Source organism: Streptomyces triticagri, from assembly GCF_003429565.1.
Taxonomy (GTDB): domain Bacteria; phylum Actinomycetota; class Actinomycetes; order Streptomycetales; family Streptomycetaceae; genus Streptomyces; species Streptomyces triticagri.
In genome coordinates, this window is the sequence record NZ_QUAK01000120.1 from 57,532 (window position 1) to 75,692 (window position 18,161).

15 protein-coding genes are annotated in these 18,161 nt (G+C 70.2%); 8 read left to right on the top strand and 7 right to left on the bottom strand.

The annotated features are described in order from the left end of the window. Nucleotides 1-161: 161 nt before the first annotated feature. Nucleotides 162-1,076 (top strand): thioesterase II family protein, encoded by a 915-nt coding sequence (locus tag DY218_RS22240; protein WP_233521809.1) that lies wholly within the window; start codon nt 162-164, stop codon nt 1,074-1,076. A gap of 15 nt (nt 1,077-1,091) precedes the next feature. On the opposite strand, the gene DY218_RS22245 is transcribed toward DY218_RS22240, so the two are convergent. From DY218_RS22245 to DY218_RS22255, 3 genes are all read right to left on the bottom strand, one after another. Further along, nucleotides 1,092-1,952: an ABC transporter substrate-binding protein gene (locus tag DY218_RS22245; RefSeq protein ID WP_158574086.1), complete on the bottom strand. Its 861-nt coding sequence runs from the start codon at nt 1,950-1,952 to the stop codon at nt 1,092-1,094. 332 nt (nt 1,953-2,284) lie between these two features. After that, on the bottom strand, nt 2,285-3,376 hold the full coding sequence (locus tag DY218_RS22250; protein WP_128557893.1) for a FecCD family ABC transporter permease: 1,092 nt from the start codon (nt 3,374-3,376) through the stop codon (nt 2,285-2,287). Then, entirely contained in the window at nt 3,373-4,479 is a 1,107-nt protein-coding gene (locus DY218_RS22255; protein WP_128557894.1) for an iron chelate uptake ABC transporter family permease subunit, read from the bottom strand. The genes DY218_RS22250 and DY218_RS22255 overlap by 4 nt, the downstream gene beginning before the upstream one ends. Nucleotides 4,480-4,722: 243 nt before the next feature. On the opposite strand from DY218_RS22255, the gene DY218_RS22260 reads away from it, so the two are divergent. Both DY218_RS22260 and DY218_RS22265 read left to right on the top strand, forming a co-directional pair. Continuing rightward, nucleotides 4,723-5,343, top strand: coding sequence for a hypothetical protein (locus DY218_RS22260; protein WP_128557895.1), 621 nt, complete (start codon nt 4,723-4,725; stop codon nt 5,341-5,343). A gap of 19 nt (nt 5,344-5,362) precedes the next feature. Beyond that, complete coding sequence (locus DY218_RS22265; RefSeq protein ID WP_128557896.1) at nt 5,363-6,460, top strand: cobalamin-independent methionine synthase II family protein; 1,098 nt, start codon at nt 5,363-5,365, stop codon at nt 6,458-6,460. Between the two features lie 62 nt (nt 6,461-6,522). Here DY218_RS22265 and DY218_RS22270 read toward each other — a convergent pair whose 3' ends face one another. The 3 genes from DY218_RS22270 to DY218_RS22280 all read right to left on the bottom strand — a co-directional run bounded on the left by DY218_RS22270 (nt 6,523) and on the right by DY218_RS22280 (nt 11,577). Then, the gene (locus DY218_RS22270; protein ID WP_128557897.1) at nt 6,523-9,765 is read right to left on the bottom strand and encodes a GH92 family glycosyl hydrolase; all 3,243 of its coding nucleotides are present in this window, start codon (nt 9,763-9,765) and stop codon (nt 6,523-6,525) included. Nucleotides 9,766-10,084: 319 nt separating this feature from the next. Next, nucleotides 10,085-10,513 carry a hypothetical protein gene (locus DY218_RS22275; protein ID WP_128557898.1) on the bottom strand — a complete coding sequence of 143 codons (429 nt, stop codon included), beginning with the start codon at nt 10,511-10,513 and terminating at the stop codon, nt 10,085-10,087. Nucleotides 10,514-10,719: 206 nt separating this feature from the next. Then, complete coding sequence (locus tag DY218_RS22280; protein ID WP_128557899.1) at nt 10,720-11,577, bottom strand: helix-turn-helix transcriptional regulator; 858 nt, start codon at nt 11,575-11,577, stop codon at nt 10,720-10,722. Between the two features lie 220 nt (nt 11,578-11,797). Here DY218_RS22280 and DY218_RS22285 point away from each other — a divergent pair, with 220 nt between their 5' ends. From DY218_RS22285 to DY218_RS22295, 3 genes are all read left to right on the top strand, one after another. Further along, entirely contained in the window at nt 11,798-12,496 is a 699-nt protein-coding gene (locus tag DY218_RS22285; protein ID WP_128557900.1) for a type 1 glutamine amidotransferase domain-containing protein, read from the top strand. A 99-nt stretch (nt 12,497-12,595) separates the two neighbouring features. Continuing rightward, on the top strand, nt 12,596-14,101 hold the full coding sequence (locus tag DY218_RS22290) for an NAD-dependent succinate-semialdehyde dehydrogenase (protein WP_128557901.1): 1,506 nt from the start codon (nt 12,596-12,598) through the stop codon (nt 14,099-14,101). Then, a complete protein-coding gene (locus DY218_RS22295; protein WP_128557902.1) occupies nt 14,098-15,507 on the top strand; it encodes a lyase family protein in 1,410 nt (469 codons plus the stop codon). Before DY218_RS22290 ends, DY218_RS22295 begins: the two co-directional genes overlap by 4 nt. Nucleotides 15,508-15,625: 118 nt before the next feature. Here the strand turns inward: DY218_RS22295 and DY218_RS34300 are convergent, their stop codons facing one another. After that, entirely contained in the window at nt 15,626-16,399 is a 774-nt protein-coding gene (locus tag DY218_RS34300) for a hypothetical protein (RefSeq protein WP_158574088.1), read from the bottom strand. A 17-nt stretch (nt 16,400-16,416) separates the two neighbouring features. On the opposite strand from DY218_RS34300, the gene DY218_RS35340 reads away from it, so the two are divergent. Together DY218_RS35340 and DY218_RS35345 are read left to right on the top strand one after the other, a co-directional pair. Continuing rightward, the gene (locus DY218_RS35340) at nt 16,417-17,310 is read left to right on the top strand and encodes a hypothetical protein (protein ID WP_233521799.1); all 894 of its coding nucleotides are present in this window, start codon (nt 16,417-16,419) and stop codon (nt 17,308-17,310) included. Next, complete coding sequence (locus DY218_RS35345; protein ID WP_233521800.1) at nt 17,238-18,143, top strand: hypothetical protein; 906 nt, start codon at nt 17,238-17,240, stop codon at nt 18,141-18,143. The genes DY218_RS35340 and DY218_RS35345 overlap by 73 nt, the downstream gene beginning before the upstream one ends. Nucleotides 18,144-18,161 lie beyond the last annotated feature (18 nt).

Sequence of the window (18,161 nt, forward strand, 5' to 3'; positions counted from 1 at the left end):
CCATGACGTCCCGACCGCCGAGGAGGCGACACTTCCGGCGGTTCGGCCCCGGAGCAGCAGGTCACGACAGCAGGTCAGGACAGCACAGAGGGGAAGCATCGGATGACCCGCACGACGCGCCGCCGACTCCGTCCGCCACCGGGTGCGCTGCACGCGTGTCCATGCGATCCGACACCGATGCCTCCGGACCGGCCCTGCCCGCCGCCCGACGCCGCCCGATGAGTGCATCGTCACGTCCCCTCGAAAACCCGCAGCAGCCAAGGACAACCGGCGTCCACCGGGCGCCCGTTCACGCCCACCCCACGGCCCGCTGGGTCCGCTGTCTGCAACCCCGCCCGGACGCCACCCTGCGTCTGATCCTCCTGCCGCACGCGGGAGGCGGTTCGGGCTTCTTCCGTATGTGGCCGGCGCTGCTGCCGGACAGCATCGAACCCTGGGCCGTGCAGTACCCGGGGCGCGAACGCCGCGCCGCGGAGCCGCTCCCCGCGCGCCTCGTGGACGTCGTGGCCGACGCCACCGCGGAGTTACACCCACTCCTCGACCGCCCCACAGGTTTCTTCGGTCACAGCATGGGCGCGACGATCGCCTACGAGATCGTCCACCGCCTCGCGACCGAGCACCCCACCGCATTCCGCCAGGTCGCCCACCTCTTCGTATCGGCCCGGCAGGCTCCGCACCACCCACGCAGGGGCATGATCCACACTCTCCCCGACGACGAGTTCGCCGAGGTGCTGCGCCGGCACGGGGGCACCCAGGACGCCGTACTCGACGACCCGGAGATGTGGGAACTCTTCCAGCCGATCCTCCGCAACGACTACCGCATGGCGGAGACCCATCGGCCGACGCCGACGACGCCCCCTCTCCCCGTGGACATCACCGCTCTGACGGGAGATGACGACCCGTCCGTGCACTCCCCCGCCGCGGCACGGTGGTCCGATGCCGGCGACGGCGAGTTCACTCACCGCCGCTGGCCCGGAGGACACTTCTACCTCGTCCCGTACGCCGCCGAAGTGGCCGCGACCGTCGCACGACTGCTCCGGGATTCGGCGGAACGCGGGGCTTCCGCTGCTACTTGACCGCCTTGAAGACTGCTACTTGACGGCCTTGAAGGACGGGGCCAGCTCGTCGAGGAGCCAAGGGATCCCGAGGATCGACGGGTTGCGCAGCTCCGTGATGGTCGCGTTGTCCACCGGCGCGTAGACCCCCGTCGTCTTGACCTTGGTGAACGAGGGGCCCTTCTCCAGCGTGTTGCGCACCTGCGGCGAGGTGAACCCGATCACCGTCAGATCGGAGGCGAGCTTCTCGGCCTGCTCAGGACTGAGCATCCCGGGCTGGGTCTTGCTCGCCGACTTCTCCGTGCCCTGCAGCGTCGGATTCACCTCGAGGCCGAGCGCCTGCAGGAACTTCACGGCGAAGTCGTCGGGCGAGGCGATCGTGGCGATCTGGGTGGCCGAGTAGGCGTACGAGGCGGAGAAGGTCCTGCCCTCGAGCTTCGGGTACCGCCTCGCGGTCGCCGCGATCAGCTTCTCCGTGTCACCCACGGCCTTCTTCGCCTCGTCCGGCTTGCCGAGGGCCTTGCCGATCTTCTCTTCCCGGCTCTGCCAGGAGTCCTCGGCGGCCGACTTGCCTGGGGCGAGGGTGGGCGCGATCTGGCTGAGCCTGGCGTAGTTCTTGCTGATGCCGTAGTCGCCGGTGGCCAGGATGAGGTCCGGCTCGAGGGCCGCGATCTTCTCGAAGGGCATGTCCGGCGTCGTGTTGATCAGCTCGGTCTCCGAGTCGAGCTTGTCGGAGAGCCACGGGCTGACCCCTGACTTGGCGAAGGGATCCTTGGCCGCCCCCACGGGCTCGACCCCCAGCGAGATCGCGGCATCGAGATCCATCGCGCTCAGGGCGACCACACGCTTCGGCGCGGACGCCAACTCGGCCTTCCCCTGGGAATGCTGAAGAGTCACGGGAAACGCGCCGGCACTGCCGGTTTGCGAGTCCTTGCCGGTCTTGGCCGAGTCGTCATCGTCGGACGACCCGCACGACGCCAACCCGACGCACAGCACGCCGACCGCCAGCAATGCGCCGCCTCGTCGCGGTAACGACGAGGCCCGACGCATGCCCCCACCCTCATACCCCGCTCGCGCCGTGCGCGTCTGTCTCATCTCTCCACCCCTCGTCGCAGTTGATGCGGCCACTTTAAGACAGCCTGTCTTTAATAAGCAAGGCTTGCCTAATTGACTGGCTTACCTGATTGACCTTCATGGGCTGCGTTCTGCCGGCCATGGGGCGGTGGCGGTCAGGCCCGCGCACGGCGTCGGGTGAGAAGCCACGCCAGATAGACGCCCCCACCGAGCCCTGTGGCCAACCCGGCCGGCACTTCCACCGACGGCACCATCCACTGGACCGCGACATCGGCCCCCTGGAGCAGCACGGCCCCGGTCAGTGCGGATACGGCGATGCCGGGCCCCGGGTCATGGGTGAGACGCCTGGCGATCTGCGGCGCGGCCAGCGCCACGAAGGTGATGGGTCCGGCCGATGCCGTGGCCACACCCACCAGGGCGACGCCGGTGGTCAGGGCGAGCAGCCGGGTACGCGACGGCGACATCCCGAGCGCACTTGCCGGCTCGTCGCCGAGGGAGAGGATGCCGATCCGCCGGCCCTGCGCCATGGCGAGCGGGAGCAGCACGACGAGGCTGACGGCGACCGGGGTCACGTTCTCCCAGCCGCGGCCGTTGAGGGTCCCGGTGAGCCAGAGTTGGGCGGTCTCGGCGTCCTGCAGTTCGGCCCGGCTGAGCAGCCAGGCGTTGAAGGAGTACGCCATCGCGGAGACACCGATGCCGACGATGATCAGCCGGTGTCCCTGCAGTCCGTCCTTCCGGCAGATGACGTGGACGAGGCAGGCGACGACGGTGCCGCCCGTGAAGGCGGCCACGGAGGTCTCCGCGGGCCCGCCCTGCCACCACAGCAGGGAGAGCAGCGCCCCGGTGGCCGCGCCGTTGCCGAAGCCGACGATGTCCGGGCTGCCGAGGGGATTGCGGGTGACGGACTGGAAGAGCGCTCCGGAGACGCCGAGTGCCGCACCGACGAGCAGCCCGTCCAGACCGCGCGGGACACGCAGATTCATCACGATGAACCGGGTTCCCGAGTCTCCGCCGCCGGCGAGCGCGCGAACCACCGACATGAGGGACAGCGGGTAGTCGCCGGTGGCACAGCCGACGGCGAACATCACCGCGGCGATGACGAGCAGCCCGATCGAGACGAGCAGCCCTCGCGGCCGCATCCGCAGCGACACCCGCCCGACACGCAACACCCTCGCGCCGGACAACGGCACGTCCACGGCCTGCCGTTCGGCCACCGGCTCCGGCGATGCATGGGACGCCGCGGTCATCGGCGCCGCCGGGCTCGGCGGGTCAGGACGACCAGGGCGGGGGCACCGAGGAAGGCGGTCACGATGCCGACCTCGAGTTCGGCGGGGCGCGCGACGGCCCGGCCCACCACGTCGGCCACCAGGAGGAGCAGGGCGCCGAGAAGCGCCGCGTAGAAGAAGATCCATCGATGGTCGGGGCCGCTGATCGCCCGGGCGATGTGCGGCACGGCGAGGCCGACGAAGGCGATCGGGCCGACGGCGGCGGTGACCGCTCCGCACAGCAGGGTGACTGCCAGGACGCCGAGCACGCGGGTGACCCGGACGCGCGCGCCGAGAGCCGCGGCCCCTTCGTCCCCCATCGCCATGGCATCCAGCGGCCTGGTGGTGAGCACGGCAAGCAGGACACCGGCGGCGACGAACGGCAGTACCTGCCACAGCACTTGGGCGTCGCGCCCGGCCAGCGAACCGACCGTCCAGAAGCGGAAGGCGTCGAAGACGGCCGGCCGCATCAGCAGGACGGTCGAGGTCAGCGCGGTGAGCGCGGCCGCGACCGCGGTGCCGGCGAGCACCAGCCGCGCCGGTGTGGCACCGCCCGGTCCGATCGCCCCGATCAGATGGACGAGTCCCGTCACGGCCGCGGCGCCCGCGAGGGCGAACCAGACGTAGCCGACGAAGGTCTGCAGTCCGGCGAAGCCGATGGCCACGACGACGGCGGCCGAGGCTCCGGCGTTCACACCCATGATGCCCGGGTCTGCCAGCGGATTGCGGGTCAGCGCCTGCATCAGCGCCCCGGCCAGGCCGAGCCCCGCACCCGCCACCAGACCGAGTCCCGTACGCGGCAGGCGCATGTCCCGTACCAACTGCTCCTCGACAGTGCCGTGGTACGCGAAGAGCGCGTCGAACACGACTCCCGGCGCGATCGGCTTCGCGCCCACGGCCACCGACGCCAGAGCCGCGAGTGCGATCAACGCCAGCCCCAGCGGGGCGCCCCTGATCCGCCGGCGCCGCCGACGTCCCGAACGACTCGGACGCGGGCCGGCCGGACTCCCGGCCACCCCGGCGCCACCATCCGATTCACCTTCGGGCGGCCGTAGTTGCCGATGCTCCGCATCGACGGTCTCCATGGCACCCCCTCGCTCGAATCTAAGGTGAAGCTAACTTATAAATGACAGCATGTCTTCATCGATCGGGTCCGTGGTCCGTGATCCGCGGACCGCGGTGCTCGACCTCGCCGACCCATGACGGGAGAAGCCGCCCCTGTGCCTGCATCTGCCCCAACTGGCCTTCTACGGCTAACTGTTGACCCCGATGTCCGCAGCCTCGGACTGCGCCATGTGCGCGCCTGGACCCTCACCGCCCGGTGCCCGATGACCGAGCCGGCACTGAGCGCCGCGGCGGCGACCGAGCTGCTCGCCCTGTCGCCCCGGGAGGACTCCGGCGCCGGATACCGAAAGCTGCTCGCCACGCTCGGCCACCCCGGGACGACACCGGCCGGGGAGCGCCTGCGCCGGCTCGTCGCGCAGCGCCCCTGGCGGGGTCACGGTGGCGTCATCGATGCCGTCACCATCGCCTCGGTCGTCCTCGGCGGCGGCATCGGCCTGCACGACGTCACGGACATCCCTGACGGATCAACCGTCCTCGTCCGCAGATCACCCGGCGGCGAGCGGATCGTCCCCGCCTTCTCCTCCCGCTCCCGCCCCGTGCCTTCCGGAGACCTCACGTACGGACTCCGGGCGCCGGACGGGACGTTCACCCCCCTCGCGTGGCTGGGCAGGCAGGACTCGGACTCGGCGGACCATCAGGTGACGGCGAGCAGCCGCACGGTGTGCGTCATCGCGCTGGGACACCCCGACGACGATCCCCGGCACACGCGCACGGCGATCACCACGATCGACGGTGTCCTGCGACGACTTGGCATCCACCTGGACATCCACCCGGTACCCGACGACCACTCCACGGCCGGCCGACCTGAACGAGTGAACAAGTGACAGGTGAAGGGAGACGCACATGAGCAACAGCACGGTGAAGGCCCAGGCGATCGGGTCGCTGCTGCGTCCGGCCGAGTTGGTGTCCGCGCAGGCGGCACTCGAGGCCGGACGTATGACGCCCGCCGAGTTCAAGGTCGTCGAGGACCGGGCGGTCGACGGTGCGCTGCGTCTGCAGGAGAGCGCAGGACTGGATGTGGTGAACGACGGCGAGATGCGCCGCACCACGTTCATGGACCACCTGCTGGCCACGGTGCCCGGCGCTCTGGACCACGAGGCACCGATCGACACGGAGACCGAGGCCGGCGGTGCGTACGCCGTCGAGAACCCGATCGCCGTGGTCGAGCCCATCGCCGCGAGCCGGAACATAGGCGTGGAGGAGTACGTGTACCTGCGCGGCCGCACCCACCTCCCCGTGAAGGTCACCGTCCCGAGCCCGCTCATGCTCTACGGGTTCTGGTCGGCCGAGCGCTCCGCGCGGGTGTACCCGGACCCCTTCGATCTGTTCGGCGCCTGGGCCGCGTTGCTCCGCTCCCAGATCGAGGAGCTCGCCGCCGTCGGCTGCACCCGCGTGCAGATCGATGCGCCCGACATGGCCGTTCTGGTGGACGAGGAGCAGCGCCGGCAACGAGAGGCGCTGGCCATCTCGGTCGAACGCACCCTGTCGGAAGGCTGCGAACTGATCGACTCACTGGCAGCCGTGCCCGGGGTGTCGGTCTCCCTCCACCTCTGCAAGGGCAACTTCCGCAGCATGTGGGCGGCACAGGGCGGCTACGACTGGCTGGCCGAGCGGGTGTTCGCCGGAACCCCTCATGTCGACACGTACCTCCTGGAGTTCGACGACGAACGGTCCGGCGGCTTCGCACCGCTGGCCGCACTCCCTGCGGACAAGAACGTCGTCCTCGGCCTGGTGTCGACGAAGCGCGACGAGTTGGAGCCACTGGACACGTTGCTGTCGCGGGTGGACGAGGCGGCGCACCACGTCGACCGGGCCCGCATCGGCGTGTCCCCCCAGTGCGGTTTCGCCTCGGTCGCAGCAGGAGCCAACCGCATCACCCCGACCATGCAGGCGGCAAAGCTGTTCCGCGTCGGCGAACTCGCGGAGGCTGTGGGGGCGTAGGGCCGAGCGGCAGCAGGCGGGCATGGCCGTCGGAGGCGGGCGGTGGCCTGCGCCGCGATTCGTCAGCCGAGCCCGATCGAGAAGACGTGCAGGTCGGTGTTCTTGGGCAGGGTGACGGATGCGATCCGTTTGCCGGCCGGGATCTCGTACGGCTTCGTGGCGTATACGTATGCCGCCTTGTCGCTCTTGCCGTCGGGGGAGTTGCGGTACGCGGTCTTCGCCACCACCGTGTTGCCGAAGACGGGGTCGCTGCCGCCTCCCGGTTCGGTCCAGTCCCCGAGGGACAGGTCGGCTTCGGCCGTGGTGCCGTCGGTGAAGGTGACCGTCGCCTCGGCCTTCTGATCGCCGTTCGTGGCCGAGCCGACGAAGAGCAGCTTCCGCGCATCCTTGGCATCGGAGGCGATGTCGAGCGTCTGCCCGTTCGCGGTGGCGTTGTCCGGTCGCACGCCGGGCGGGCCCGGCCAGCTGAAGGTGGTGCCCGAAGCCTCGGCCTCGGCCCCGCTCTTCAGCCCCTCGGCGGCCAGCGCCTGGCGGGAGTAGCTGTTCCCGGCGCCGTCGAAGTCGGCCACGGCGGGGTCCTCGTCGCCGGTGACGCCGGCCGCGTCGTACGCGTCACCGAGAGCCGCCGCGACGCTGCCGTCCGCCGCGACCAGCACGATCGCCGTGCGGTGCACCGGATCGCCGCCCTTGCCGCGGATGGTCAGCGGCACCTCGTGGTAGCCGGGCTCGGCGTCCGCCGCGGCCTCGACCTGCAACTCGGCCGTACCGGAACCGGTTTCGCGGTCGAGTGCGACCCGCCCGTCCGGCACCGAAAGCCCCTTCGGCGCCTGGGCGGTGACAGCGAGCCGGCGATCGTGGCCGCCGAGCCGCTGCGCGTGCACCGTGAGCTTCGCCGGCTCGCCGCCGGGCGCCGCCGTGACCTGGTTCGGCGTCGCGTGGGCGAGGAAGTCCTGTTCACCGCTGCGGTACGACGGCGGGACGGACTCGGCGCCGGTGGCCCAGGACTTGTCCGGCGTACCGGACAGCTCGAAGTCGAGCCGGCCGCCGTCGCGGACCGCGGACTTCGGGAGGTAGGTGCGCTCCCAGTCCTTGCCGTCCAGCTGCAACCGGTGCACGTACGGCGCGTCGGCCGTGGCCTTCGGGGCGCGGATGTCCAGGTCCTTGCCGTCACCCGGCAGGTCGAGGACCGCGCGCTCGAAGAGCGGGCTGTGCACCGCCAGGTCCGAGGTGCCCGGAGTCGACGGGTACAGGCCGAGCGCGGCCCACACGTACCACGAGGACTGGGCGCCGAGGTCGTCATTGCCCGGCTCGCCGTCCGGAGTCGGCTTGAAGAGGGTGGTGGCGACCTTCCGTACCGACTCCTGCGTCTTCCACGGCTGCCGCAGGTGGTTGTAGATCCATGGGACGCCGAAGTTGACCTCGTTGCCGGCCCACAGGTACGGCTCGTTCGGGCCGGCGTTGAGCTTGCCGAAGAAGGTGTCCAGACGCTCGGTGGTGGCCTCGCGGCCGCCCATCGCCTCGATCAGGCCGGCCGTGTTCTGCGGTACGAGCCAGTTGTACTGGGCGGCGTTGCCCTCGTCGAAGCCGTCCTGGCCGAACTTGCCCTCCGGCGGCGGGGTGTAGCCGGGCCCGTCGGGGAAGCGTCCGTCGTCGCCGCGTGGGGAGAGGTAGCCGGTGGCGGGGTTGAGGATGTTCTGCCAGTTCTGGCCGCGGCGCGTGAAGGTGCGCTCGGTGTCCTTCTCCCCCGCCGCCCGGGCCAGTTGGGCGATGGCGAAGTCGTCGATGGCCCACTCCAGGGTGACCGAGGCACCGACGCGGGCATGGTCGCCGCGGACCTTGGAGTTGTTGGCGTAGCCACGCTCCATGTACTCCTCGACACCCGGCCGCTCCTGATACGCGCCCGGCCTGTCGTCCACCGATGTCGCGCCCTTGACCAGGTACTTCAGCGCAGTCTTCAGGTCGAAGTCGCGAGCGCCGTACGCGTACAGATTGGCGATGAGCGGGACCGAGTTGTCGCCGGTCATCTGCCCGGTGTAGCCGTTGGCGACCGGCCAGCGCGGCCACCAGCCGCCCTGTTCGGCGTCATGGACGAGGGACTGTGCCATGTCGCTCGCCTGCTTCGGGAAGAGCATCGCCTGCAGCGGGGCGAGCGAACGGTAGGTGTCCCAGTCGGAGAAATTCGCGTACTGGGTCCGGCCGTTCGGGAGCGTGCGGATCTTGTCGTCGAAGCCGATGTAGCGGCCGTCGGCATCGTTGAAGGTGTTCGGATGCATCAGCGAGTGATAGAGGAAGGTGTAGAACATCTTCCGCTCGCTGTCCGTCCCGCCGCCGATCCGGATCTTCCGCAGCGCCTCGGTCCAGTCGGCGCGCGTCCGCTCGCGCAGGTCCTCCAGGCTCCAACCCGGCACCTCCTCGGCCATGTTGGCCTCGGCCCCGTCGACCGAGACGTAACTCATGGAGACCTTCGCGCGTACGGTGCGCTCCTCGGCGGCATCGAAGGTCAGGTACGAGCCCGCCTTAGGCGCGTCCACCGCACTGCTGCCGTCGGTCACCTCCTCGCCGTCCCAGGTCCCGTGCTTCGCGAACGGCCGGTCGAACGTGATCGCGTAGTGAACGGTGTACTCGTTGCCCTTGCCGCAGAAGTTTCCGGTGGTGACGGAGCCGGTGACCTGCCGGTCGCCGGTGATCTTCAGCTCGGCCTGCTGGGTGTTCTCGGCGTTGACGGCGCCGCCGCCCTTGACCAGGACCTGCGCCTTGTCGCCCGCGCTCGCGGGGAACGTGAAAGCCGCAAGGCCCGTGCGCGTGGTGGCGGTGAGTTCGGTGCGCACCTTCGCGTCGTCACCGCCGGAGTTCACCGCGTAGTAGCCGGCTTCCGCCTTCTCGTCGTCGTGGGAGAACTCCTCGGTCCGCTCCCACGGCTCGTCACCGACGTCACCGGCGACCGGCAGCAGCGGTACATCACCGAACGCGGTGCAGCCGACGGAGGCGTGGTTGAGGCTGAAGCCCTTGAGCTTGTCGCTGTGGTACTGGTACCCGGCGTAGGAGTCCTCGGTGTCCGGCGAGAACTGCATCATGCCGAACGGGGCTGCGGGCCCGGGGAAGTTGTTGATCTCACCGACGGACTCACCGCCCTTGCCGGTGCCGATCAGCGGATCCACGTAGTCGGTGGGGTCGTCGATCAGCGCGACCTTCGACGCAGCAGCTGCTGACAACGTTGTCGGAGTGGCCGAGGCCGCCCCGAGAGATCCCGCGAGCAGCGCCCCCACGACGGCGGCGACCACTCCCCCTTGGGCTTTCCAGCTCATCACGTGCGACTCCTGTGCGGTGACGTCCCTGTGCCACCCACACACTCAGCCACTCGCCTGTACGCGGTCAAGAGGCCCGCCGCCCTTCGCGCGGAAGGCCCTGCACCGGAGCGCCGTCGCCCCCAACTCCAGGAACTGGACGCCGACATGGCCGCCCGCCCCGATCCGGGCCTTCGGCGACCTGTCACGCCAGGCCGCCGAAGGCGTACGGAGTCAGGTGCGCCGCGTGCTCGGCCGGCTCGGCGCGACAGGTGCCCTGCGCGAGGGCCGGGCGAGGCGAGCGTGCGTATGCCTCAGCAAACAGTCACGCGCGTCGGTCTCAACGAACGGTGATCTGCACCGTGTTGGAGACAGCGCCCCCTCCCACCATCCGGATATGGCCGAGCCCCTTGACGCCGAGCTTGACGCGCACGCTGTACGTGTGAGCGTCGGTGGTGTTCACATGGATCGGCAGGCCGACCCACTTCTCGTTCTGCAACTGCTGCAACGTGACCCGGGTACCGGCCGGAAGGTGCGTGGAGGCTCCCTGCACGCGGAACTCCTCCCACGCCTCGACGGACTCCACGCTCGCTTCCGCCGACAGGGTCGGCTGCGGAGCGGCGTCCTCCGCGGCCGCACCCGGCACCGTTCCGGCCGTGGTCGAGGTCGGATCGGGGGCGTCGACCGCGGTTGCGGCGGACGCAAGCCCCGCGACGGACAGCAGCAGGGCCGCACTCACACAGACGACCCGCTTCACGGCAGAGTTCACGAAGGTCTCCTCAGACAGACGATGGGATCACGGAAATCTAGACCGATACGCCCGGACTGTCCTCGAAGTGCCGCTTCCCGCGGACCGCGTGTCGCCACGGCCGGCCGCGACGGGATCAGGCAGACCGTTTGCGGAACCTCACGTTGCCGGCCGGCGCGCGGCGTCGCGCGGGCGCAGGTCACAGCATCCGTTCACCATCGCGGAGTTCAGGACTCGCTGCGGGGGGTGAGCGTCCAGGAGGTGAGGAGGTCGAGCGCGTGACGGGACGGTGAGCCTGCTTCGGTGCTGTAGACGAAGACGGCTGCTTCGGTGTCGCCGGGAAGGGCGAAGGTCTCGTACTGCACGGTGATCTCACCGACAAGCGGGTGGAGCAGTCGCTTGGATCCGTACGTGCGCTGATGTACGCGGTGCTGCTGCCACCAGCGACCGAACTCCGTGCTGTTCTCCTTCAGTTCGGTGATGAGGTCCTGCGTCGGTCGGTCGTCGGGGGTACGGCCGCCGTCGAGGCGGAGGCTCTCCACGGCTGCGCGGGCTTGGCGTTCCCAGTCGACGAAGAGGGTGCGGGCCTCCGGGGCGAGGAGGAGCCACCGTGTGTAGTTGCGCCGAGCCGGTGGCAGGGCATCGAAGTCGGTGAACAGCGCCTTGGCCAGCCGGTTGATGCCCAGGACGTCCGCTCGGCGTCCCAGGACCAGCGCCGGGGTGCCCTCCATGGAGTCCAGCAACTGGTGGAGGCCGGGGCGCAGGCGTTGGACAGTGGGCGGACGTCGGCGTCGGTGAACGGCAGTGGTGCCGATGAGGTCGTCGAGGTGGGCACGGCCCGCGGCGTCGAGTTCCAGGGCCTCGGCCAGGGCTTCGACCACCGCGGACGAGGGAGTGATGTGGCGCCCCTGTTCGAGGCGGGCGTAGTAGTCGGCGGAGACTCCGGCCAGTCGTGCCACCTCTTCACGTCGCAGGCCCGGAACGCGGCGGACACGGGTGTCCGGCGGCAGTCCTGCGCGCGACGGGTCGCACTGGGCACGGGCCCGGCGCAGGAAATCGGCAAGTTCGCGGTTCGCGGCGACCATGCATCCAGTGTCGCCGATTCGATGCGGTCGGGACCGCCTCAACGAAGGACTGCCAGTCCTAGGCACAGCGGGCCGCGGCAGGTCAGGGCCGATGATGGCCGCCGTCGGGCCGCCTGGGAAGGCGACAGTGGAGGGGCTGATGGATCCGATTCGGCAGCCCGGTCCCGCACGCGACCGGAGCTGCCGGATCGGCTGCCGACGAGACCCCGAGGAAAAAGCCATGAGTCGCATTCTGATCATCATGTCCGCAGCCGCAGTGTGGGAGCGCACCGACGGATCGCAGTACCCCACGGGCTACTGGGCGGAGGAGCTCGCTGCGCCGCACAAGGCATTCGTCGGCGCCGGCCACACCGTCGACTTCGCCTCTCCCGGGGGCGTGCTGCAGCCGCTGGACAAGCACAGCGCGGATCCGGCGATCGCCGGTGAGGACTGTGCCCGGCACGTGGCCCACGCTCAGCACGCGCTCAGCGACTTCGGGCCGCTGCTGAAGCTGGAGGAGGTCTCGGCCTCCGATTACGACGCCATGGTGCTGCCGGGCGGGCACGGTCCCGTGGTCGACCTCTTCCAGGATGCGGACCTGGGGCGGCTGCTGATCGAGGCCGACCGCGCCGGCAAGATCGTCGGCGCGGTCTGCCACGGTCCGGCCGCACTGCTGTCCGCGGTCGACGAGCAGGGCAAGTGGATCTTCTCCGGCCGGCGGATGGCCGCGTTCACCGACGAGGAGGAGCGCCTGTTCGGCACCGCCGACAACGCTCCATGGCTGCTGGCGAGCCGTCTGCGCGAGATGGGCGCCCGGCACCAGCAGGGTGACCCCTACCAGGCGTTCACCGTCCAGGACGGCAACCTCTTCACCGGGCAGAACCCGGCTTCCAGCACCCCGATGGCCGACGCGATCAACGACGCTCTGGCCGCGGGCTGACTCCTCGCCCCGGGCCGCCGCTGTCCGCACCACCAGGCAGCGGCGGCCCGGGCGACGCTCCTCTTGCTCCACTCCTTCGACGGCAGGTGAGAAGCCACCATGACGGACCGCAGACGACTCCCCTACGGCGCTGATGCTCCGCCGCAGAAGCTGCTGATCGGCGGAAGGTGGGTGCCCGCGGCCGGCGGCGCCACGTTCACCGTCGAGAATCCCGCGACGTGCGAACCGATAACCCGCGTCGCCGATGCCGGCACCACAGACGCCCTCGACGCCCTCGACGCGGCCGCCTCGGCGCAGTCGCAATGGGCCGCGACATCGCCGGGACACCGCAGCCGCGTTCTGCGTCGTACCCACGACCTGCTCCTGGAGCGCCGTGCGGACTTCGCAGAGCTCATCACTCTCGAGATGGGCAAGTCCCTCGCCGAGGCCCGTGCCGAAGTCGACTACGCGGCCGGTTACTTGCGCTGGTTCGCCGAGGAATCCGTCCGCATCGACGGGACCTGGAAGGTCAGCGAGGACGCAACAGCGAGGGTTCTCGTCATGCGTCAACCCGTCGGACCGTGCCTGCTGATCACGCCCTGGAACGCTCCGCTGGCGATGCCGGCCCGTAAGATCGCCCCGGCGGTGGCCGCCGGCTGCACGATGGTCCTCAAGCCCGCCCCGCAGACCCCGCTCACCAGCATCGCACTGGCAACAGTCCTGATCGAGGCGGGTCTGCCGGCCGGCGTCCTGAACCTCCTTCCCACCACCGCCCCTGCTGCAGTGTCCGAGTCACTGATGAAGGATCCGCGGCTGCGCAAGATCTCCTTCACCGGCTCCACGGCGGTCGGCCGGTTACTGCTGGCCCAGGCATCCGAGAACGTACTGCGCACGTCGATGGAGCTGGGCGGCAACGCCCCGTTCATCGTGTGCGCCGACGCCGACGTGGAAGCGGCGGTGGACGGCGCCATCACCGCGAAGCTCCGCAACATCGGCGAAGCGTGCATCGCGGCGAACCGCTTTCTCGTCCATGCCGACATCGCGCAGGAATTCACCGAGCGTCTCGTGGACCGGATGCGTGGTCTCACTCTTGGCAGCGGAACGGAACCAGGTACCGACCTCGGCCCGCTGATCGATCGCACGCAGCGCGACCGTGTCGCCCAGCTGGTGGCGGAGACCATCGCCGACGGCGCTCTGCTGCACACCGGCGGCAGCACCCCCGACCTGCCCGGCTACTTCTATCCGCCCACCGTGCTCACCGACGTCCCGGACGGCGCACGCATCACCCGCGAGGAGATCTTCGGCCCCGTCGCCGCCATCCGGACCTTCCGCAGCGACGACGAGGCCCTCACGATGGCCAATGCCACCGAGTTCGGCCTGGTCGCCTATCTCTACACCCGCGATCTCGGCCGAGCGCTGCGAATGAGCGAACAGATCGAGAGCGGCATGGTCGGCCTCAATCGCGGCTACGTCTCCGACCCCGGCGCGCCCTTCGGCGGCATCAAGCACTCAGGCGGCGGCCGCGAGGGCGGCAACTCCGGTATCGAGGAGTACCTGGAGCAGAAGTACATCGCCATCGACACTTCCACCGACGCGGATACGCCCGCCGTCCCGGACCCGTCATGAGCACCCACGCCCCGCGGCCGGAGCCCTTCTCGCTGACCAGCCGGCTCGCGGCCGACCCCGACCAGTGCGCACTCTTCTGCGAGGACGCGACCCTCGACAGCTGGCTCGCCACCGAACGCGCTCTCGCCCGGGCGCAGGCCGAAGCCGGAGTGCTCACCCACGCGGAAGCCGCCGCCATCCGCGACGCGGCACGGCTGCACCACATCGACCGCGAAGAGCTGTGGCGCACCGCCCGCACGGTCGGCTACCCCATCCTGGGTCTGGTCCGGCAGATCAGCCGCCGGCTCCCGCCCGGACCCGACGGCCGCTTGCACTACGGCGCCACCACGCAGGACATCATGGACACCGGTCTGGCCCTCCAGATGGTCCGCTCCCTGGCCGCTCTCGAATGCCGGATCGTCGAACTCGGCGATGTCCTCGCCGACCGTGTCACCGAACACGCCGCCACCGTGATGGCGGCCCGCACCCACGGCCAACAGGCCGTACCCACCACGTTCGGCGCCACCCTGGCCGGCCTCCTGGCACAGTTCACCCGCCACCGGCAGCGTCTTGCGCAGGCAGCCCCGCGCATCGGCATGATCTCCCTCTTCGGAGCCGGAGGCACCGCTGCCGCATTCGGCCCGCACGCCGCAGCCATCAGAAGGGACACTGCTCGGCTGCTCGGCCTGCACGACACCGCGACCCCGTGGCACGTGGCCCGCGACGGATTCGCCGAGTTCGGCTGGCTGTGCTCCTTGCTCACCGCGACATGCGCGCGGCTGGCTCGCAACATCGTCGACCTCTCCCGTACCGAGATCGCCGAAGTCTTCGAGCCCTACGACGACCACCGCGGCGCATCCTCGACCATGCCGCAGAAAGTCAACCCGATCACCTCCGAAAGCATCATCGGGCTGAGCGGCAGCGCCGGAGCCCTCACCTCCGCACTGCTCCGCGCACAGGAAGCAGGCCATGAGCGCGCGGCCGGCGAATGGCACATCGAATGGCGCGTCCTGCCCGAACTCGCCGTATCCGCCGGAGCGGCCCTCACAGAGACGATCGCCCTGCTGCGCGGACTCCGGGTCGACGCCCGCCGCATGCGCACCAATCTTGGCAGCGACCGCGGCCTCGTCATGGCGGAGTCGCACATGATCGCCCTCGCCGGACCCGTCGGCCGGGAACGCGCCCACGATCTCGTACACGAGGCAGTGACCCGCACCCGCACCACCGGCGCACACCTCACGCAGGCACTGCGCGACGTCCTGGCCGAACGCCATCTCGACACACTCCTGCCCGGCCTGCACACCCAGCCGGAGAACTACCTCGGACAGGCACACCGGATCGCCGAAACCACCGTCCGCCTCTGGCGCACCCAAACCGCACCGCTGCCCGAGCCACCCACCCCACTCACCCAACTCGTCGCCGACTGACCGCCCCGCGGTACGGCCCCGCGGCCGTTCCCTGGCAGGACCCTTACGGTTGTGACGGCCGGCCACCAATCCGAGCACCTGAAAGGTTGCAAATCGCCTTGAAATGCGCTATTTACCGTCACCGCGAACCGCGAACCGCGAACCGCGAACCGCGAACCGCGAACCGCGAACCGCGAACCGCGAACCGCGAACCGCGAACCGCGAACCGCGAACCGCGAACCGCGAACCGCGAACCGCGAACCGCGAACCGCGAACCGCGAACCGCGAACCGCGAACCGCGAACCGCGAACCGCGAACCGCGAACCGCGAACCGCGAACCGCGAACCGCGAACCGCGAACCGCGAACCGCGAACCGCGAACCGCGAACCGCGAACCGCGAACCGCGAACCGCGAACCGCGAACCGCGAACCGCGAACCGCGAACCGCGAACCGCGAACCGCGAACCGCGAACCGCGAACCGCGAACCGCGAACCGCGAACCGCGAACCGCGAACCGCGAACCGCGAACCGCGAACCGCGAACCGCGAACCGCGAACCGCGAACCGCGAACCGCGAACCGCGAACCGCGAACCGCGAACCGCGAACCGCGAACCGCGAACCGCGAACCGCGAACCGCGAACCGCGAACCGCGAACCGCGAACCGCGAACCGCGAACCGCGAACCGCGAACCGCGAACCGCGAACCGCGAACCGCGAACCGCGAACCGCGAACCGCGAACCGCGAACCGCGAACCGCGAACCGCGAACCGCGAACCGCGAACCGCGAACCGCGAACCGCGAACCGCGAACCGCGAACCGCGAACCGCGAACCGCGAACCGCGAACCGCGAACCGCGAACCGCGAACCGCGAACCGCGAACCGCGAACCGCGAACCGCGAACCGCGTAGTCGGCAACGGGCACCGGGGGCAGCGTGGCTTCGCACCCCGCTGACATCCCGTTCCTGCGAACTCCCGTAGGGCAGGACGCACATCGCTGGCGCACGTTTCCCGGCGAACGCACACTCGTTGTCGCAGCCCGGACCCTCACGTCGACCATCCGCATCCTGGAGGTACTGCCCGCACTGCTGCGCGGCGACAGTCGCCTCACCGTGGTCTTCGCGTACGACCCGGGCTCCGCGTTCAGTGACGGATCACTCGACCTGCTGCACGACTCCGGCTGCCGAGTCATGCCGTGGCAACAACTCGCCGACGTCGAGCCCGACTTGATCCTCAGCGCCAGCGAGCACATCGACGTTCCCAAGGGGCGCTGTCCGGTGCTCGTGCTCCCGCACGGCGTCGGATTCCAGAAGTACGTCCCTGACTCCCACTCCCCCCGCACACGCCTCTCGGGCGCCGTGTCGAACGAGCTGCTCGACACCGGCCGGACCTGGATGGCCGTCTCGCACCCGGATCAGGAACGCCAACTCGCCGCTGCGCAACCGAACATCACCGGGCAGACGCTGCTGATCGGCGACCCGTGCCTGGACGAACTCCGGGTGAGCGCCGACCGCCGCGACCAGTACCGTCGTGCGCTCGATGTCGAGCACAATCAGCGCCTGGTGATGGTCAGTTCGACCTGGGGCCCGGGCTCGCTCATCGCCCAGAACCCGGACCTGCCGGCCCGGCTGCTCGGGCAACTGCCGGCCGATCGCTTCCGCGTCGGCCTCATCCTGCACCCCAAGTCTGGTCGGCCCACGGGGAATGGCACGTCCGCACACTCCAGGCCGCCGCCCTCGAAGCCGGCCTGCTCCTCATGCCACCCGTGCACGACTGGCGGCCCGCCCTCGTCGCAGCCGATGCCGTCGTCGGCGACCACGGATCCGTGACGCTGTACGGCGTTGCGCTCGGCAAACCCGTGAGCCTGGCCGCACACGGCGACGAAGCCGTGCCCGGGACCGCCGGCGCCGAACTCGCCCAGGTCGCACCACGCCTTGCCCCCGACGCCGAACTCCTGCCTCAGGTCGTGGACCTCCTGAGACTCCCTGCAGGTCGACGTGCGCAGTACGAGGCCGTGACCGCCCGGGCCTTCAAAGACCCCGGCACGGCCCTGGAGCGGCTCCGGGAGGCGGTCTACGAGCTGCTGCGCCTTCCCCCGCCGTCGACCGACCCCCCGAGACCTCGCGCCCTCGTCGCCCCCGCCAATCCCGCGGCCCCCGTCACCTCGTGGAGGGTGAGCACCGACCTGCTCTCCGACCGCGCCGCCTCCGGCGCCCTCTCCTTGGCCGTCCGCCGCTTTCCCGTCTCTGTCGCGACGGAGCAGCCCGAGACCGCACGCTCCTTCTCGCACCTTGCTGTTCAACCGGCCGAGGAACACGATCGGACGCTTGTCGAGAGCGCCTCGGTCCTGCTCGGCACAGCGCCTGCTCCTGATCTCGACGCGGCCCGCGTCTGGGCAGCCGGTGCCCTGGCCCGCCTGCCCGGAAGTCTCCTTGCCGCCACCGGAGTTCCGACCGGCGTGTGTCTGGTGAGCTCCCGCGACGGTCAATCGGTGGAAGTGTCCTGCCCCGACGGCACGTTCACCGATCCCGGACTGGCTGCCTCTGCCGTCTACGCCTGCCTGCGCGCCGGCATCGCTCCATCGGAGATCGAAGTGTCGCTGTCCCTCGACTGCCCGGACGCCGATTCGATGCGGCTGAAGCTGCGCAGGTTCTGCCCATGAAGCCACGGCCCGGACGTT

Coding starts and splice junctions, on each gene's coding strand:
- DY218_RS22285 (WP_128557900.1), top strand. CDS start 11,798: ATGAGTCGCATTCTGATCATCATGTCCGCAGCCGCAGTGTGGGAGCGC.
- DY218_RS22240 (WP_233521809.1), top strand. CDS start 162: ATGCGATCCGACACCGATGCCTCCGGACCGGCCCTGCCCGCCGCCCGA.
- DY218_RS35345 (WP_233521800.1), top strand. CDS start 17,238: ATGCCACCCGTGCACGACTGGCGGCCCGCCCTCGTCGCAGCCGATGCC.
- DY218_RS22270 (WP_128557897.1), bottom strand. CDS start 9,765: ATGAGCTGGAAAGCCCAAGGGGGAGTGGTCGCCGCCGTCGTGGGGGCG.
- DY218_RS22250 (WP_128557893.1), bottom strand. CDS start 3,376: ATGACCGCGGCGTCCCATGCATCGCCGGAGCCGGTGGCCGAACGGCAG.
- DY218_RS22255 (WP_128557894.1), bottom strand. CDS start 4,479: ATGGAGACCGTCGATGCGGAGCATCGGCAACTACGGCCGCCCGAAGGT.
- DY218_RS22290 (WP_128557901.1), top strand. CDS start 12,596: ATGACGGACCGCAGACGACTCCCCTACGGCGCTGATGCTCCGCCGCAG.
- DY218_RS22295 (WP_128557902.1), top strand. CDS start 14,098: ATGAGCACCCACGCCCCGCGGCCGGAGCCCTTCTCGCTGACCAGCCGG.
- DY218_RS22265 (WP_128557896.1), top strand. CDS start 5,363: ATGAGCAACAGCACGGTGAAGGCCCAGGCGATCGGGTCGCTGCTGCGT.
- DY218_RS22260 (WP_128557895.1), top strand. CDS start 4,723: ATGACCGAGCCGGCACTGAGCGCCGCGGCGGCGACCGAGCTGCTCGCC.
- DY218_RS22280 (WP_128557899.1), bottom strand. CDS start 11,577: ATGGTCGCCGCGAACCGCGAACTTGCCGATTTCCTGCGCCGGGCCCGT.